The sequence below is a fragment of the Nonomuraea sp. NPDC049419 genome (genome assembly GCF_040676995.1).
GTDB classification, from domain to species: Bacteria; Actinomycetota; Actinomycetes; order Streptosporangiales; family Streptosporangiaceae; genus Nonomuraea; species Nonomuraea salmonea.
On sequence record NZ_JBFAQB010000002.1, the window covers coordinates 566,214 to 582,707 of the forward strand.

At 72.1% G+C, this 16,494-nt stretch carries 16 protein-coding genes; 8 read left to right on the top strand and 8 right to left on the bottom strand.

All coding sequences use genetic code 11. The features are described 5' to 3' along the window. Positions 1-69 precede the first annotated feature (69 nt). On the top strand, positions 70-1,344 hold the full coding sequence (locus AB0K12_RS07880) for an MFS transporter (protein WP_364556603.1): 1,275 nt from the start codon (positions 70-72) through the stop codon (positions 1,342-1,344). Here the strand turns inward: AB0K12_RS07880 and AB0K12_RS07885 are convergent. From AB0K12_RS07885 to AB0K12_RS07895, 3 genes are all read right to left on the bottom strand, one after another. Beyond that, positions 1,310-2,695 carry a serine hydrolase domain-containing protein gene (locus AB0K12_RS07885; RefSeq protein WP_364556606.1) on the bottom strand — a complete coding sequence of 462 codons (1,386 nt, stop codon included), beginning with the start codon at positions 2,693-2,695 and terminating at the stop codon, positions 1,310-1,312. The two genes, AB0K12_RS07880 and AB0K12_RS07885, sit on opposite strands and share 35 nt — an antisense overlap. 78 nt (positions 2,696-2,773) lie before the next feature. Continuing rightward, positions 2,774-4,342, bottom strand: a complete 1,569-nt coding sequence (locus AB0K12_RS07890; protein ID WP_364556608.1) for a bifunctional 3'-5' exonuclease/DNA polymerase — start codon at positions 4,340-4,342, stop codon at positions 2,774-2,776. Positions 4,343-4,372: 30 nt separating this feature from the next. Then, positions 4,373-5,878 (bottom strand): metallophosphoesterase, encoded by a 1,506-nt coding sequence (locus AB0K12_RS07895; RefSeq protein WP_364556610.1) that lies wholly within the window; start codon positions 5,876-5,878, stop codon positions 4,373-4,375. Between the two features lie 197 nt (positions 5,879-6,075). Between AB0K12_RS07895 and AB0K12_RS07900 the strand changes: the two genes are divergently transcribed. Then, positions 6,076-6,426: a hypothetical protein gene (locus tag AB0K12_RS07900; RefSeq protein WP_364556612.1), complete on the top strand. Its 351-nt coding sequence runs from the start codon at positions 6,076-6,078 to the stop codon at positions 6,424-6,426. A gap of 16 nt (positions 6,427-6,442) precedes the next feature. Here the strand turns inward: AB0K12_RS07900 and AB0K12_RS07905 are convergent, their stop codons facing one another. Then, positions 6,443-8,017, bottom strand: a complete 1,575-nt coding sequence (locus AB0K12_RS07905) for an FAD-binding oxidoreductase (RefSeq protein WP_364557742.1) — start codon at positions 8,015-8,017, stop codon at positions 6,443-6,445. A 31-nt stretch (positions 8,018-8,048) separates the two neighbouring features. Between AB0K12_RS07905 and AB0K12_RS07910 the strand changes: the two genes are divergently transcribed. The 5 genes from AB0K12_RS07910 (at position 8,049) to AB0K12_RS07930 (ending at position 12,516) form a co-directional block, all read left to right on the top strand. Continuing rightward, positions 8,049-8,558 (top strand): helix-turn-helix domain-containing protein, encoded by a 510-nt coding sequence (locus AB0K12_RS07910; RefSeq protein ID WP_355427655.1) that lies wholly within the window; start codon positions 8,049-8,051, stop codon positions 8,556-8,558. Then, positions 8,551-10,062, top strand: a complete 1,512-nt coding sequence (locus AB0K12_RS07915; protein ID WP_364556616.1) for a glycerol-3-phosphate dehydrogenase/oxidase — start codon at positions 8,551-8,553, stop codon at positions 10,060-10,062. Before AB0K12_RS07910 ends, AB0K12_RS07915 begins: the two co-directional genes overlap by 8 nt. A gap of 101 nt (positions 10,063-10,163) precedes the next feature. Continuing rightward, entirely contained in the window at positions 10,164-11,033 is an 870-nt protein-coding gene (locus AB0K12_RS07920; RefSeq protein WP_364556619.1) for a sucrase ferredoxin, read from the top strand. A 100-nt stretch (positions 11,034-11,133) separates the two neighbouring features. Further along, positions 11,134-11,445 (top strand): WhiB family transcriptional regulator, encoded by a 312-nt coding sequence (locus tag AB0K12_RS07925; RefSeq protein ID WP_080036407.1) that lies wholly within the window; start codon positions 11,134-11,136, stop codon positions 11,443-11,445. A gap of 417 nt (positions 11,446-11,862) precedes the next feature. Beyond that, positions 11,863-12,516, top strand: a complete 654-nt coding sequence (locus AB0K12_RS07930; RefSeq protein WP_364556622.1) for a hypothetical protein — start codon at positions 11,863-11,865, stop codon at positions 12,514-12,516. 29 nt (positions 12,517-12,545) lie between these two features. On the opposite strand, the gene AB0K12_RS07935 is transcribed toward AB0K12_RS07930, so the two are convergent. Then, the gene (locus AB0K12_RS07935) at positions 12,546-12,779 is read right to left on the bottom strand and encodes a DUF397 domain-containing protein (RefSeq protein WP_345387214.1); all 234 of its coding nucleotides are present in this window, start codon (positions 12,777-12,779) and stop codon (positions 12,546-12,548) included. A gap of 132 nt (positions 12,780-12,911) precedes the next feature. Next, positions 12,912-13,793, bottom strand: coding sequence for a helix-turn-helix transcriptional regulator (locus AB0K12_RS07940; RefSeq protein WP_364557745.1), 882 nt, complete (start codon positions 13,791-13,793; stop codon positions 12,912-12,914). Positions 13,794-13,924: 131 nt separating this feature from the next. Here AB0K12_RS07940 and AB0K12_RS07945 point away from each other — a divergent pair, with 131 nt between their 5' ends. Beyond that, positions 13,925-14,398: an ATP-binding protein gene (locus AB0K12_RS07945; protein ID WP_364556625.1), complete on the top strand. Its 474-nt coding sequence runs from the start codon at positions 13,925-13,927 to the stop codon at positions 14,396-14,398. Here the strand turns inward: AB0K12_RS07945 and AB0K12_RS07950 are convergent. Together AB0K12_RS07950 and rsgA are read right to left on the bottom strand one after the other, a co-directional pair. Then, on the bottom strand, positions 14,363-15,022 hold the full coding sequence (locus AB0K12_RS07950) for a phosphoribosyltransferase family protein (RefSeq protein ID WP_364556628.1): 660 nt from the start codon (positions 15,020-15,022) through the stop codon (positions 14,363-14,365). The two genes, AB0K12_RS07945 and AB0K12_RS07950, sit on opposite strands and share 36 nt — an antisense overlap. A 249-nt stretch (positions 15,023-15,271) precedes the next feature. Next, complete coding sequence (gene rsgA / locus AB0K12_RS07955) at positions 15,272-16,369, bottom strand: ribosome small subunit-dependent GTPase A (protein WP_364556630.1); 1,098 nt, start codon at positions 16,367-16,369, stop codon at positions 15,272-15,274. Positions 16,370-16,494: the final 125 nt, after the last annotated feature.

A 16,494-nucleotide genomic window follows, 5' to 3' on the forward strand; every position in this document is an offset into this window, starting at 1 on the left:
GGGGATCGGCCCGATAGAGGCGCACTGTCCTCTATGGGGTGTTGTTAGGGGTTATGCGAGACTTCACGGGTGACCAGTGCCCCCACACAGTCCGCCTCGTCCCCTCCTGACCGGATCGCCCGCGTCCAGCGCCGCACGCTCGCGGTGCTGTCCGCGGCGCAGATCGTGGGCGGCGTGGGCGTCGCCGTCGGGCTGGCGCTCAGCTCCGTCGTCGTGGACGAGCTGTCCAGGTCGACGGTGATCAGCGGCTTCGCCGGCACGGCCACGGTGCTCGGCGCGGCGCTGCTCGCACTGCCCACCGCCAGGGCGGCGGGCAGCGGCGGGCGGCGGGCCGGCCTGTCGCTGGCGTACGTCGCCGCGCTGGCCGGCTGCCTGGTCTCCGTGCTGGCGATCAGCCTGGGCACATGGCCGCTGCTGCTGGCCGGGCTCGTGCTGGTCGGCGGCGGCAGCGCGGGCAGCCTGGCGGCCCGCTACTCGGCCACCGACCTGTCGCCGCGCGACCGCTCGGCCCGGCACCTGTCGCTGGTCGTGTGGGCCTCCACGATCGGCTCCGTCGCAGGGCCCAACCTCGCCAGGCCCGCCGACCAGATCGGCATGCGGCTCGGGCTGGTGGAGAAGGCGGGGCCGTTCGCGTTCGCGGCGCTCGCCTTCGGCCTGGCGCTGCTCGTCATCCTCGTCCTGCTGCGCCCCGACCCGCTCGTGCTGGCCCGCGAGGTGCACGGCACCCGCGAGGAGAGCACGGGACGCCGGGGCACGATCCGCACCGCCCTGCAGACCCTGCGCACCACCCCGATGGCCCGCCACGCCCTCGTCATGATCGCGGTCAGCCACACGGCCATGGTGTCGGTCATGTCCATGACCCCGGTCAAGCTGCACCACGACGGCTCGAACCTCGACGTCATCGGCCTGGTCATCAGCCTGCACATCGCCGGCATGTACGTGCTGTCGCCGCTCGTCGGCTGGCTGGCCGACAAGGCGGGCAAGCTGCCGGTGCTGGTGCTCGGCATGGGCCTGCTGCTGAGCGCCGCCGCGCTGGCCGGCACCGCGGGGCACCGGGTGTGGCAGGTGACGGCGGCGCTGGTGCTGCTCGGCCTCGGCTGGTCGTGCGGCCTCGTGGCCGGCTCGGCGCTGGTCACCGAGTCGGTGCCGCTGGAGCGGCGGACCGCCGTGCAGGGCCTGTCCGACCTGCTGATGAACGTCTGCGGCGCCACCGGCACCATCATCGCGGGCGCCATCGTCGGCCTGCTCGGCTACGGCGTGCTCGGCCTGGTGGTCGGCATCATGGTCGCGGTGTCCGGCCTCTGGCTGGTCACCGTCTGGCGCCGCTCCACAGGCGCGCGGTGATCACGGTGAGCCCCGCTGCGGCGGCGGCCACCAGCCAGATCATGAACGTCGGGTAGAGGTAGGCGAGCTGGACGAACGCCGCGTCGCGCCCCCGGGCCAGGAAGCGGTGCACCGGCTCCAGCGTCGCGCACAGCACGAGCGGGGCCAGGTAGGGCACCAGCCGCCACCGCTGCCACCCCGTGCGGCGCGCGGCCCAGCGGCGGGCGCGTACGGTGCCGCGTGCCGCCAGGGCGACGGTCGCCAGGGTCAGCAGCGCGAAGAGCATGTCGGTGAGGAGCATCGGCCGGCCGCCGGGCACCTGCGGGGTGCCGCCCTCGACGATGGCGACCAGGCCCCTCATGAGGGTCTCCGCGTCGGAGAAGGCCATGCCGGTGTTGGCCATGACGGCGATGCCGTAGCCCGAGCCGGGCATCACCACCTGGTAGGCGGTGGAGGTGAACAGGTCTCCCCCGTGTTCGAGCACGGGGGAGCCCTCGTCCGTCGTGCCGAGTTGCCAGCCGAGTGCGTAGTCCTTGTTCGGCTCGGAGCCCGTACGCATCTCCCTGACACCTTGCGGGGACAGCAGCCCCGACAGGTCGGCATTCTGTGCGATCAGCCACCTGGCCATGTCGTCGGCGGTGCTGACGACGCCGCCTGAGCCGTTGCCGAAGGCCGCGGGCTCCGGCAGGGCGACGGCCCGGCCGAGGACGTACAGGTGGCCGCGAGCGGTGCCGGGCAGGTCCCGGTCGGTGTCGAACGTCGTGGTGTGGCGCATGCCGAGGGGCTCGAAGACGTGCGCGGCGAGATGGTCCGCGAACGGCCGGCCGCCGACCACTTCCACGAGCCGGGCGGCGACCTGGTAGTTGGTGTTGTGGTAGCTGAAGGTGGTGCCGGGATCCGCGGCGAGCTTCGCCGTCCTGAGCCGGGCCACCGCGCCGTGCAGGGTGTCCGGCTGGGGCAGGCTCTTCTCGCGGAAGGCCGCGTCGGCCATGCCCGAGGTCTGGTCGAGCAGCATCCGTACGGTGATCTTCTCGGCCCTGGGGTCGGCCATCGTGAACTCGGGGAGATAGCGGCGCACCGGCTGGTCGAGGGCTAGCTTGCCCTGCTCGGCCAGCCGCAGGACGGCCAGGGCGGTGAAGGACTTGCTGACCGAGGCCACCGCCATGGGGGTGCCGGCGGTGACGGGCTCGCCCGTGGCGGTCTCCCCGTACCCGGCGGTGTGGACGACCTCGCCCTTCCTGGTGATCGCCACCGCGACGCCAGGCAGGCCGGTGGCCGCGCGGTAATGCTCGACGTAGGAGTCGACCGACGCGGGGAGCGAGGTGACGGGGACGAAGGTGAGGCAGATGGCGGCAAGCACGGTTTTGAACACCTGCCGACGCTACGGAGGCCCCTTGTCCCCCGCCATGGTGAGAAACCGCCGCGTTCGTTACGGGAAACCGTAGCCGTGCTATTTGGCGTCGGCGTAGCAGCCGACCGCGACCGTCTCCATCGGGAAGCGCACCGGCGTGTGCCCGAACAGCAGCCGGGTCGCCTCGGCCGCCGCGGCGGCGATCGCCGCCGTCACCTCCTCGGCCTGCTCGGCGGGGCAGTGCACCATGACCTCGTCGTGCTGGAAGAACACCAGCCTGGCCGGCTCGGGCAGCCGCCCGCGCAGCACGGCGAGCAGCGCGAGCGCCCACTCGGCGGCCGTGCCCTGCACCACGAAGTTGCGGGTGAAGCGGCCGCGGTCGCGGGCGGCCCGCACGCCCTCGGGCCCGGACACCAGCTCCTTCCACCGCTCGGACGGCGGCGGGCTGGTGCGGCCCAGCCAGGTGCGTACGGTCCGCCCCTCCTCCCCCGCCTTGGCCGCGTCTTCGACGAACTGGTACGCCTTGGGGAAGCGCTGCCGCAGCACGGCCAGAAGGCGCGAGGCGTCGCCGCTGGTGCCGCCGTACATGGCGGACAGCATCGCGATCTTGGCGTTGGCCCGCTCGCCGCCGAACGACCGCGCGAGCGCGGAGTAGAGGTCGATCTCCCCCGCCGCCTCGGCCAGCCGCCCGTCACCGGCCATCGCGGCGAGCACCCGCGGCTCGAGCTGGGCGGCGTCGGCCACGACCAGCACCCACCCGTCGTCGGCCAGCACGGCCTGCCGCATCACCTTCGGGATCTGCAGCGCGCCGCCGCCGTTGGTGGCCCACCGCCCCGACACCACGCCGCCGACCACATATTCGGGACGGAACCGCCCGCCGTGCACCCACTGGTCGGCCCACGCCCACCCATGGGCGCTGTGCAGCCGCGCCAGCTCCTTGTACGCCAGCAGCGGCGCCACGGCCGGATGCTCGATCTGCTTCAGCTCCCACTGCCGGGTCGTCTTCAGCGACACCCCCGCGCCCTTGAACGCCTTGACGATTTGCTGCGCGGAGTCGGGATTGACCGGATGGCCGAACGCCGCCGCCACCTCGTCGGCCAGCGCCTGCAGCTTGGCCGGCCGCATGCCGTGGACGGGACGCGGCCCGAGCAGCTCGGTCAGCAGCGCGTCGTGCACGTCTTTGCGCCACGGCATGCCCTCGTGCGTCATCTCGGCCGCCACCAGCGCGCCCGCCGACTCGGCCGCCACCAGCAGCCGGAAGCGGCCCGGCTCGGGCAGCGCGGCGATGCGGCGCAGCTGGTCGTCGAGCACCTCGGCGACCAGCTCGGCGGAGGGCGGCTCCGGCGCGAACAGCGTGCCGGGCTCATTCGGCCGCTCGTCGGGCACCGGCAGGCCGTGCAGCCTGGCGTGGGCGGCCCTGGCCGAGCGCGGGTCGCGGTGGCGGCCCTCGTAGGCGAGCAGCAGGCCCTCGGTCAGCGCGAGGTCGTGGCAGCGCGCGACCCGCACGCCCTTCTCGATCAGCGGAGGATAGGCCTCACGCGTGTCGGCCCACACCCACCGGGGCGCCTGGCCGGCCTCCAGCTCGCGCACCGCCTCCGCCAGGCCGGCCGGACGGCTCGGCGCGCCGCCGACCGGCAGCACCGTCTCGCCCGCGACCACCACGTACACGTGACCAAGGGTGCCAAACGGCTCCGACAATTACCGCGTCAGGTCGATGCGGACCTCGTCCTCGAGCGGCGGGTTCAGCTCCTGGCCCAGGCAGCCGGTGGCGGCGAAGCAGCGCAGCGTCAGCTCCTGCGGCGTCACCGTGGCGTGCAGGAACTGCTTGAAGAACGGCGGCGTGTCCCAGTCGGACAGCTCCGACAGGTAGCGGTGGAACACCCGGTCGACCGGCAGCCGCAGCGGCCACGGCCAGGCGCCGAGCAGCCGCGCCGCCCAGCGCATCCGCAGGGTGATGCGCACCGGCCCGGCCGGGGTCCTGACCGGCTCGTTCTTGATGCGCTCCGTCATGATGCAGGCGGCCTCGGCCGGCGTGAGGCAGAGCCAGCGCATGCGCAGCCGCCTGGCGTAGAGCTGGCTGTAGAACGACAGCGAGTCGCCGCGCAGCGGGTAGCACTTGAAGGCGTCCTCGTGCACGCCCTGCACGTCCACCCGCTCGATGGTGTGCGTGGCGTGCATGAACGCGCCGCCGCCGCCCGAGACGACGTACTGGATCACCCGGCCGTCGTCCAGCTCGACCGGGTAGCGCTGGTAGTTGTGCACGTCGCCGCCGATGGCGGCGACGTAGCGGTGCGCCGGGTCGCGCACGATGTCGTCGATCGTGCCGCCCTCCTCCAGCGGCGACGGCTTGTACTCGTTGCCGGTGTAGATGGGCTTGCCGGTCACCAGGATCTTCGGCCGGGGGTCGAGCGAGACGCGGCGCAGCCACGCGGTCTGGTCGCGGTCGATGACGTTCCTGATGCCGGTGTCCACGCCGACGATGAGCAGGCTCTCGCTCTCGATCGCCCAGTAGGGGCCCGGCTGCGCGGCCAGCCCCTTGGCCTGCTGCGACGGCCTGCCGCGCAGCGCGCGTGCCTCGGCCAGGCGGTCCTCGTCGATGGTCTCCGGCTTGCGCCACAGCAGCCCGCGCAGCCCTCGGTCGGGGGTGGGCTTGAGCGGCGGCGCGTCGCAGAAGACCCGCATGAAGCCGCCGAGCCCGTCGTACCAGTCGTGGTTGCCGGGGATCGCGTAGATCGGGGCGTCGTACTCCTGGTACGGGCGGAAGAACTTGTCGCCGTACTCGTTGCCCGATCCGGTGGGATAGATCACGTCGCTGGCGATGACGGCGAACGCGGTGCCCTCGCCGAGTTTCAGCATGCCGGGAACAACAGCGTACTGGGACGCGTCCCCCTCACCGGTATCGCCCAGTAACAGGAAACTGAAATTTCCCCCGACGGGCGGCTTGATGCGAAATTCCCGATCAATCCCGCGCGCTTCCTGCGCCTCCACCCACCGCTCGCGCACCTGCCCGGAAGGATCACCGAACAACGTCGCCAGCACCTCGTTACGCGAGCGCCACAACGTCGCCGGATTGAGCCAGCTGAACCCCTTGCGATGGGGTCTGAGCTGGTCGAACGTCCCGATCTGCGCACACGCCCAGCCCGCGCCCTCCTCCGACACCCGTGACGAAAGCTGCTTTCCCCGCTCAGCCGCTACTTCCACCATGACAACATCTTTACCGCGATCTACCTTTCATGCATCCTGAACGCTCCGTACCGTGAGGAACACAGAAGGTTCGCAATGGTGTAGCCTCCTCCCCCAAGCAAGCGGTTGGGATCGCCCGAGGGGAGGCTCCCATGAGCCGTAACGGCCCGGATGACGCGACCCGAAAAGGCACTTCCGAAGTGGGGGCCATCGAGGGTTTGCTGGCATTCGCCCAGACCCGGCCGCGCTGGAGCAGAAGCGCCGCGCTCAACGGTTTCATGGAGGCGATCGCCCGCAGCAGGATCCTGGCCGAGCGGGCGCCGCGCGAGCACACCGAGCTGCTGGCCCGCTGCCTGCGCACGACCGCCAAGCACCTGCTCGCGTGGGGCCGGTCCACGGAGGCGCTGCCCCTGGCCCAGGAGGCGGTGGCGGTCAGCCGGTCGATCGGCGGCGGGTCCCTGGTGGTCTGCCTGCACACGCTCGCCTCCGTCCAGGAGGCCCTGCACCGCTACAGCGACGCCGCCGCCGCCCTGGCCGAGGCCGACGCGGTCCCTCCTGACGAGCACTGACCCCTCCGAGCCGGGCTCAGGGGATCAGCACGCCGGGGTTGAGCACGCCCTCCGGATCGACCGACGCCTTCACCGCGCGCAGGATGCCCACCCCGACGGGGCCGATCTCCCGCCCGTACGCCTCCAGGTGGTCACGCCCGACCCCATGGTGGTGCGTGATCGTGCCGCCGGCCTCGACGACGGCCGCGTTCACCGCCTCCTTGGCCCGCTCCCACTGCGCCACCGGCTCACCGTCCTGCGCGACCACGACGGTGAAGTAGAGGCAGGCGCCGGTCTCGTACACGTGGGAGATGTGGCACAGCACCAGCGGCGAGCCGAGCGCGCCGAGCAGGGCGAGCCTGACGGCGTCGTAGAGGCGCGGCAGGTTCGCCCAGAAGCCGGCCGTCTCCAGCGTCTCGACGGTGGCGCCGGCCGCGAGCAGCGAGTCGCGCAGGTACGGCGCCGAGAACCGCCCGTGCTCCCACGCCTGCCCTGGCGCTTCGCCCAGGGGCTCGCCGCCGAGCCGCGCGAGCACGGCGGACGCCTCCGTCCTGCGCGGCTCCACGCGGGCGCCCTCGTACCCGGTGATCATCAGGCAGCCGCCGGGACCGCCGGATCCGATGGCGCCGGGGTCTGCCAGGCCGATCATCGTCTCGGTCTCGTCCGACAGCCGCAGCACGGTCGGCAGCGGCCCCTCCTGGGCCAGCGCCCGCGCGGCGGCCGACCCTGCCGCGAACGTCGGGAAGCGCCACCCCTCGTAGCGCCGCTCCGCGGGCGCGCGGCGCACCCGCAGCCGCAGCGCGGTGATGACGCCGAACGCGCCCTCCGACCCGAGCACGAGCTGGCGCAGGTCGGGCCCGGCCGCCGACTTGGGCGCGCGGCCGAGTTCGAGGTCGCCGGCGGGCGTGGCCAGGGTCAGCCCCGCGACCATGTCGTCGAAGCGGCCGTACCCGGCCGAGGCCTGGCCGCTGGAGCGGGCCGCGGCGAAGCCGCCGAGCGTGGCGTACTCGAAGGACTGGGGGAAGTGCCCGAGCGTCAGCCCGTGCGCGGCGAGCAGCCGCTCGGCGTCGGGCGCGCGCACGCCCGGCTCGAACTCGGCGATCATCGACTCGGTGTCCACCGAGCGCAGCCGGTCGAGCCGCCGCAGGTCGAGCGCGACGACGCCGGCGAAGCGGGCCCGGCCATGCGCGCCGCCGGCCGGGGCGAGCCCGCCGACGACGGAGGTGCCGCCGCCGAAGGGCACGACCGCGACGCGCTCGCGCGAGCACAGCCGCAGCAGCTCGGCCACCTCGTCGTGCGAACCGGGCAGCACGACGGCGTCGGGCGCGTAGGAGCCGTCGCCCGCGCGCATCCGCAGCAGGTCAGGGGTGGACTTGCCGCGCGTGTGGCGGACGCGGTCCTCGTGCCCGGTCAGCACGTGCGCCTCGCCGACGACGCCGGCGAGCACCGCCTGCAGGGACGCGGGCAGCGCGACCGGCGGCAGCCGCACCTCGCCGAGGGCGGCGGCGGGGGTGGCGGGGGCGCGGACGCCGAGCAGGTCGTGCAGCAGCTTCCTGACCTGCTCGGGCAGCTCGCGGGCTCGGGCGGGGTCGCCCCAGCCCGACCACAACATGGGTTCTCCAGTCACGTTTACACTGTGACACATGACGTCGAATCGTCACAATGACGACGTGCTGGACGCGGCCCGCGACTGCGTGCTCGCCTACGGGGTGCGCAGGACGACGCTCACCGATGTGGCGCGCCGGGCGGGCGTCTCGCGGATGACGATCTACCGTCGCTGGCCCGACGTGCGCACGCTGGTCGCCGATCTCATGACCAGGGAGTGGGTACGGGTGGTGTCGGAGCTCGACCTGTCCGACCCGGTGCGCGCGGTGGTGTCGGGAGTCAGGGGGCTGCGCGAGCACCCGCTGTGGCGCAAGATCGTGGAAGCGGACCCTGAGCTCCTGCTGCCGTACCTGCTCGACCGGCGCGGCGCCAGCCACGAGGCCGTGCTGGAGGTGCTCGAGCCGGTGGCCGGCGGCCCGCGCAGGGCGCGCGCGGTGCTGCTGGTGGCGCAGTCGTTCCTGCTGTCCGCGCCGACCATGCTCGACCCCGTGACCATGGACGAGCTCGACGCCGAGCTCGCCGCGCTGCTGGAGGCCTACCTTGGATAGCTCGCTGAACGCCGCCAGACGCTCCCGCGAGCTGCGCGAGGTGGCGGAGGAACGGCTGGACGTGCTGGTCGTGGGGCTGGGCGCGACAGGCGCCGGCGCCGCGCTGGACGCCGCGTCCCGGGGGTTGAGCGTAGCGGCGATCGACGCGCACGACCTGGCTTTCGGCACCTCCAGGTGGAGCTCCAAGATGGTGCACGGCGGCCTGCGCTACCTGGCCAAGGGACAGGTGGACGTCGCGTACGAGAGCGCGGTCGAGCGCGGCATCCTGCTCAGGAGGACCGCCCCGCACCTGGCCAAGGCGCACCCGTACGTGCTGCCGCTGACCAAGGACGTCTCCCGCCGGCAGGCCGCGCTGGTGATGACCGGCTACCGGCTCGGCGACGCGCTGCGCGCCGCCGCCCGCACGCCCCGCCGCCTGCTCCCCGGCCCCACCCGGCTCAGCGCGGCCCGCGCCCACACGCTCGCGCCGGTCCTGCGCGACGACGGCGGGCTGCGCGGCGGCCTGCTGTCGTGGGACGGCCGGCTGCTCGACGACGCCCGCCTGGTCGTGGCCATCGCGCGGACCGCCGCAGGTCACGGTGCGCGCGTGCTGACCCGCTGCCGCGCCCTGCGCCTCACCGGCAGCGGTGCGGAGGTGCGCGACGAGCTGACCGGCGAGGAGTTCACGATCCGCGCGCGGGTGGTGGTCAACGCCACCGGCGTGTGGGCGGGCGGCCTCGACGACCGCGTACGCCTGCGCCCGTCGCGCGGCACCCACCTCGTGCTCGCGCCCGGCGCCCTGCCCGGCCTGATCGCGGGCCTGCACCTGCCGCTGCCCGGCGAGAGCAACCGGTTCGCGCTGGTGCTGCCGCAGCCCGACGGCCGCACGTACGTCGGGCTCACCGACGAGCCGGTGGACGGGCCGGTGCCCGACGTCCCCGAGGCGCCCGAGGAGGACGTCAGAACGCTGCTGAGCGTGCTCAACGGGGTGCTTGAGACTCCGGTGACCAGAGAGGCGGTCGCGGGCGCGTACGCGGGTCTCAGGCCCCTTCTGGCGGCCGACGGCAGGACGTCCGACCTGTCGCGCCGGCACGCGGTGGTCACCGGCGACGGCGTGGTGACCGTCGTGGGCGGGAAGCTGACGACATATCGGCGGATGGCCGAGGATGCCGTGGATGAGGCAATCTCGCACGCGAACCTGAAGGCCCGCCGGTGCCGCACGCGGCGGATCCCCCTCGTGGGTGCCGGGGCCCGGTTGCAGAAGCCGCCGCAGAAGGTGCCGCCCCGGCTGGCCGAGCGGTACGGCGCCGAGGCGGAGGCCGCGTACGAGCTGGTCAAGACGCACCCGGAGGAGGTCGGGCTGGGCCTGACGGCCGGCGACCTGCTCTGGTCGGCGCTGCACGAGGGCGCGCTCGACGAGGGCGACCTGCTCGACCGCCGCACCAGGATCGGCCTCGTGCGGCAGGACAGAGAACGGGCACTGCCGACGACACGGGAGATAGTGGACCGGACCTCCCGCGGATAGCCCCTCCGAACCGTTAGGTTAGTCTTACCTAAGTCGGTTCGGAAGGGGTAGGGAAGTTGGCAAGGGGCTGCGAGCATCCGGCCGGGTGCCACACCGGGGAGGTGCCCACTCTGGCCAGTGCCACGGTGGGCGCCAGGCTGTGGCTGCTCGTCGAATACACCGGAACCTGGCCCTCGCGCCTGGAAAACTTCGAACTTCCTCAAGAAATCTCGGAACTCGTCCGCAGAGCGCTCGAACGCGGTATCAGGCCCCAGCTGATCCGCCGCCCCGGAAGGCGGACCCGCCAGCGGGAGCAGGGGATCCGTGTGCTAGTGGGCTACGCCGCAGGCGAGCGCCCGTGGCTCGCGTCAGGCGTCATCGCAGGTCCTGACGATCTTGACCTGGACGCGCTGGTGGCCGGAGTGGTCCCCGAGTCCTGCATACTTGAAGACGAGCCGGTATTTCTGGTCTGCACGCACGCCAAGCGCAATGCGTGCTGCGCCCGCATTGGACTACCCCTCGCTCGGTCCCTGGCCGAAAAACTGCCGGACAGAGTGTGGGAAACGTCACACGTTGGCGGCGATCGCTACGCCGCCAACCTCGTGTGCTTGCCACACGGAATTTTCTACGGCAGCATGTCTCAGGCTGCTGCACTGGCAGCGGCTAACGCGTACCGGTCGGGCGAGGTCATCCTCGACCGTTTCCGGGGACGCGCAGGCATCCCTGAGCCATTGCAGGCCGTCGAGCACTTCGCCCGAGCCCATACGGGAGAGCGCTCCGTCGGCGCGGTGGCCGTGGAATCCTCCAGGATGGACGGCGACGTCACTGAAGCCATCGTGCGCTGCGGTGACGTCCGGCTCCAGGTTGTGATCGAACCATCGGCGTTCACCGCGCCGTGTGGTACGGCTTGCGCCGAGACGATCACCACCTACCGGCTGGTTTCGCTGGACAGGCTCGCGCCTGTGCGGTACGCCACGCCCGCCCTCGCCTGATCAGGGAACATCACGGCCCAAGGTTGCGTTGGAACAGTGACGCCAAAAGCGTCCAATGCGGCTCAAATCCCGAAATACCTCTCACGAAGGTGGTTTTCTCATGTCTCAGGTACGTCGGCAGCTCGCCCGCCCGCGCCCCAGCTGGGGTTGGCAGGATGATGCCGCGTGCCGGGGTGAGGACCTCGTGCTCTTCTTCGGCCCCGATGGGGAGCGGCAGCCCGAGCGTGACGTACGTGAGCGGAAGGCCAAGGCGATCTGCGCCCAGTGCCCTGTCCGCAACGAGTGCCTTGACTACGCGCTGTCCCGGCCCGAGAAGTACGGCACGTGGGGCGGTCTCAACGAAGACGAGCGCGCGAGCGAGCGTCGCCGTCGTATGCGCCGCGCGGCCAGCGCCGGCATCTCCGCCGCCTGACACACACCCGGCAGCCATCATCGCGTGATCACGCAGTTGTCCCGATGAACCGAAGCCTGGCATCCCATGCCCAGGCTCTGGCGAACCCGGTCGGGACAACTGCCTGATCAGGCCACCAGCATCCCTTCGCCATCGGGCGAGGGGATCTCCTCTTCCCTGACCGCGGATGCCAGCCGCGGCAGGGAGACGCCTCATGTCCGCCGGTCCCGCCCTTCGCGTCGGAGCGGGCTCTCCGTCGTGCACGGCCCCTGCGGACTCTCATGCGTGTCGGCGCCCCTCTCGTGTCCCTGCCTCACGGATGGCACGTTAGCCGACGCTTCCGACATTTTTCGTCACTGCCCCAATCCAGCATCTTCCCGGCATAACCCTGCCTGCTCATGGCATCATCCGCCGTGCGTCACCGATACTCTCGCGGCCATGCCGACTTCGCATAACGCATCCGCATGGGCCGATGATCTGCAAGACGTCGTGGCGCAGGCCGTCCATACACTCGCGCACGCCGGCGAGCCCGCCGCCTGGGAGGGCAGAGCGGGCTCGCTCGAATGGACGTGCTGGGAGACGGCCGAGCACCTGGCCGACGATCTGTTCGCCTACGCCGTCCAGCTCGGGCTGACCGTGCCGCCGCTCGACGTCTATGTGCCGTTCACCGGCGAGAGCCGCAGGCCCGGCGGCCCGCGCAACAGCGTGCACGCCGACCGCGCGGCCGGCGTCACCGGGTTGCTTCAGGTGGTGCAGAGCAGCGGCGCGCTGCTCGTCGCGGTCGTGCGCACCGCGCCGCCGCAGGCCCGCGCCCACCACATCTTCGGCCCCGCCGACGCCTCGGCGACGGCCGCGATGGGCCTGGTGGAGACCCTCGTGCACGTGCACGACCTCGCGCAGGGGCTGGGCCTGGCATGGACGCCGCCCGCCGGTGTCTGCGCGCGCGTGCTCGACCGCCTCTTCCCCGACGCCCCGGTCGGCGGCGACCCTTGGGCCACCCTGCTCTGGGCGACGGGACGCGGCGACCTTCCCGGCCGGCCACGCCTTACTCGGTGGCGCTGGCACAACGTGCCGCCCTCAGAAACCGCCTGACCGAAAAGTGGCTATGACAGACCGAGACGTCAGACGATCAGGTCGTCGAACTCGCCGTCCTTGGCTCCCAGGACGAACGCGGTGATCTCAGCCGGCGTGTAGACCAGCGCGGGACCGTCGGGAAAGCGTGAGTTCCGCATGGCGATCTCCCCCGTGGGCAGGTTCGCGACCTCGACGCAGTTGCCGTTGGGGTTGCTCCGCCTGCTCTTGCGCCAGACGACGGGAAGGCGGCCGGCGGGCGTTCCGTTCCGGAACTCTTGCATGGGGGCAGCTCCTCGCGATCTTACGGATGCACGTGCATCCGCGTTTGCGAGGTGACAATACGGCAACACGAGAAGCTCCATATAGCGGACGACCAAAATCCCTATATGGAGTGAATCACAGGGAGATGTGACTCAGTCGGAGAGCAGCCGCTCCAGGAAGCGCCGGGTGGCCTTCGGCTCCTCGGCCTGGACGCTCAGCCGGTCCATGACCTCCATGTAGTGGTCGGAGTCCTGCGGCTTGTCCAGGTAGAGGGCGCTGGTGAGCTGCTCCATGTAGACGACGTCGGGCAGCTCGCGCTCGGGGAAGCGCAGGATGCTGAACGGGCCGCCCGCCGCGGCGTGCCCGCCCCGCTCGAACGGCATCACCTGCACGGTGACGTTGCGCTCGGCGGTGATGTCGAGCAGGTGGGCGATCTGCGCGCGCATGACCTCGCGCCCGCCCAGCATGCGGCGCACGACGGCCTCGTCGATCACCGCCCACAGCGTCAGCCCGCTCTCCAGCCGCTTCTGCCGGGTCATCCGCAGCGTCACCCGGCGGTCGAGCTCGTGCCTCGGCGCCTTCTCGTGCGCCAGCTCGATCACCGCCCTGGCGTACTCGGGGGTCTGCAGCAGGCCGGGGACGAACTGGTTCTCGTAGGTGCGGATGCTGGAGGCGGCGCCCTCCAGGCCGATGTAGACCTCGAACCAGGCGGGCAGCAGGTCGCCGTACTGGTGCCACCAGCCGGGGGCGTTGGCCTGCTTGGCCAGGGCCAGCAGCGGCTCGCGCTCGGCCGGGTCGGTGACGCCGTACAGGGTGAGCAGGTCGGCCACGTCACGCTGCTTGAAACTGACCTGACCCAGCTCCAATCGGCTGATCTTTGCATGAGATGCGCGAATCGAGTACCCGGCGTCCTCCCGCGAGATACCCTTCTCCGTGCGGAGCCTGCGCAGCTGGGTCCCCAGCAGGATCCGCAGCACCGTAGGGCTTCCCGGCGTATGGCTGAGGAGCTTCCCCTCTGTGCTCTCCGCGCTCACTCCACCGCTCCCCGGACTCTCCTGCACGTGCAGATGCTATTCGCATCCGCAAACTACGAAAAGTCTTGCATCGGTAAGCACTGGCCGTAAAGATGGGTATTGGATCACCAGACCGCGCTTCGGGGGCCAGGATGACGACTTTCGACGCTCGGCCGCAGGCCGCCATCGGTTCGCGGCCACCGGCATGGCTCTCGTCCATCCTGGTCGACGGGCGGCCCGGCGCGTGCGACGCCGTCTTCCCCTTTCAGCATCGCTCGGCGGTGGAGCCCGCGTGCGTGGCCACCGCCCGGCGCTTCGTCGACCAGACGCTCGGCACCTGGGGCGCGCTCGAAGCCGCCTTCGACATGCAACTGGTGGTGTCGGAGCTGGTGACCAACGCGATCCGGCATGGCGGCGGCGCCGCGCAGCTCCGGTTGCTGTCCCACGAGGCCGAGCTCGCCTGCGTCGTCACCGACCACAGCCGTACGGTGCCGGTCGCGGCGGCGCCCGACGTCTTCTCCGAGTACGGCCGAGGGCTTCGGCTCGTCGACGCTCTCTGCTCGGCGTGGGGCTGGTTGTCGGCCGGCGGCTCACGCAAGCTCGTCTGGGCCGTCATCACCAGCTGACGCGGCGTCGAGCAGGTCCAGCACGTCGTCGTCGTCGAGCTGCTCGAAGTGCTCGTACCACTGGCCGACCGCGCGGAAGTCGACCGGCGTCGCCAGCACCACCACCTCGTCGGCCTCGCCGCGCATCGACGCCACCGTGTCCGGCGACCCCACCGGGACGGCCAGGGTGACCTTGGCGGGCTTGGCCGCGTTGACCGCCCTGAGCGCGGCCCGCGCGGTGCCGCCGGTGGCCAGGCCGTCGTCCACCACGATCACCTCACGGCCCGCCAGCTCGGGCAGCGGCCGGTCGCCCCGGTACGCGCGTACCCGCCGGGCCAGCTCCCGCCGCTCCCGCTCCACGACGTCCGCGACCGACTCGGGTGTCATGCCGAGCCGCCGCAGCAGCTCGCGGTGGAACACCGGCTCGCCGCCCTCGGCCACCGCGCCCACCCCCAGCTCGGGGGCCGGCGGATAACCGATCTTCCTGGTCACCAGCACGTCGAGCGGCGCACGCAGCCGGTGCGCGATCGGCGCCGCCACGGCCACTCCGCCCCGCGGCAGCGCGAGGATCACGGGATCACGCGCGCCCTGCAGCCGCTCGGCGAGCAGTTCTCCCGCCTGCGCCCGATCTGCGAACACCACCATGCCCTGCCCCTACCCCCTCCCCGCCACCCCTCCCCTTGAGGAGAGATGACGGGAAGAGACCCGCACCCGGAGCGGCGGGGGGTGCGGCGCCACACTCCGCCGCCCCAGCCGACGACCAGAGCGAACGGGCGGTGCGAGGGCCGTGCCGGGCCGTTGGCGCGCCGGCAGAAGCCGTCGCGTGCCAACCGCTGCGCGCGGGGCGGCGGGTGTGTCGCGGTCAAGGGCGCTTGGGGTCAAGGGCGGTCGGGGTCAGGGGCGGTTGCGGCCGGAGCGGCGCATCTCCTTGTGGATGATCTTCCACTTGTTCTGCTGCTCCTTGCGCAGCCGCGCGTCCGTCCTCGACGCCATCCACGCCGCCTCGCGCTGCAGCTTGCGCCAGCTCTGCAGGCGGCGTTCCGGCAGGTCGCCGCGTTCCAGGGCGGCCAGGACCGCGCAGCCGGGCTCGCCGTCGTGGCCGCAGTCGCCGAAGCGGCACTCGGCGGCCAGGTCCTCGATGTCGGAGAAGACGCGATCGACGCCCTCCCCGATGTCGTAGAGGCCGATCCGCCGGATGCCCGGCGTGTCGATGACCAGCCCGCCGCCGGGCAGCGGGATCAGCTCGCGGTGGACGGTGGTGTGCCGGCCGCGGCCGTCGGCGGCGCGCACCTGCTGGGTCTCCATGACCCCCTCCCCCGCCAGCGCGTTGACGAGGGTGGACTTGCCGGCCCCTGAAGGCCCGAGGATGACGGCGGTGCGCGAGCCCTCGAGGTAGCCGCGGGCCAGCTCGACGCCGTCGCCCAGCAGGGAGGACACGGCGTGCACGTCCACCCCCGGCGCGGCCGCGCGGACGTCGGCGAGCAGGTCGTCGAGGCCGTCCTCGAACAGGTCGGACTTGGTGACGAGCACGACGGGCGTGCCGCCCGACTCCCACGCCAGCGCGACCAGGCGCTCGATGCGGCCGAGGTCGGCGAAGTCGGTGGAGTGCATGGACGGCTCGGCCACGAAGACGATGTCGACGTTGGCGGCGAGCACCTGGCCCTGACCGTCGCCGGACAGGCCGCCGACGGAGTCGCGGCTGACGCCGCCCCGCACGAACGCGGTCGTGCGCGGCAGCACCTCGTCGAGCTCGTAGCGGCCCTCGGGCAGCCAGGCGAGCGCCACCCAGTCGCCGACGCAGGGCAGCGCGACGGGGTCGGCGGCCGAAGCGCGGCGGACGCGGGCGCCGTAGCGGACGTGGTGCTGCCCGTCGGCGGCGATCACCTCGGCGGCGCCGCGGTCGACCCGGGAGACCCGGGCGGGGACGGTGCCGTCAGGAAGGCCGGCGGCGCGCAGGTCGGTCCAGCCGAAGGAAGAAAGATCGTAAGACAACGCAGTGAAACCTTTGATCGAGAAGGTGAAAGAGAGAACGGGGCTGCTCAGGCGAGCGCCCGGAGGTGGACTGAAGGCAGGCGGAAGACGGTGACCCGCATAGTCCTCACCTCCTCGATCGGTTG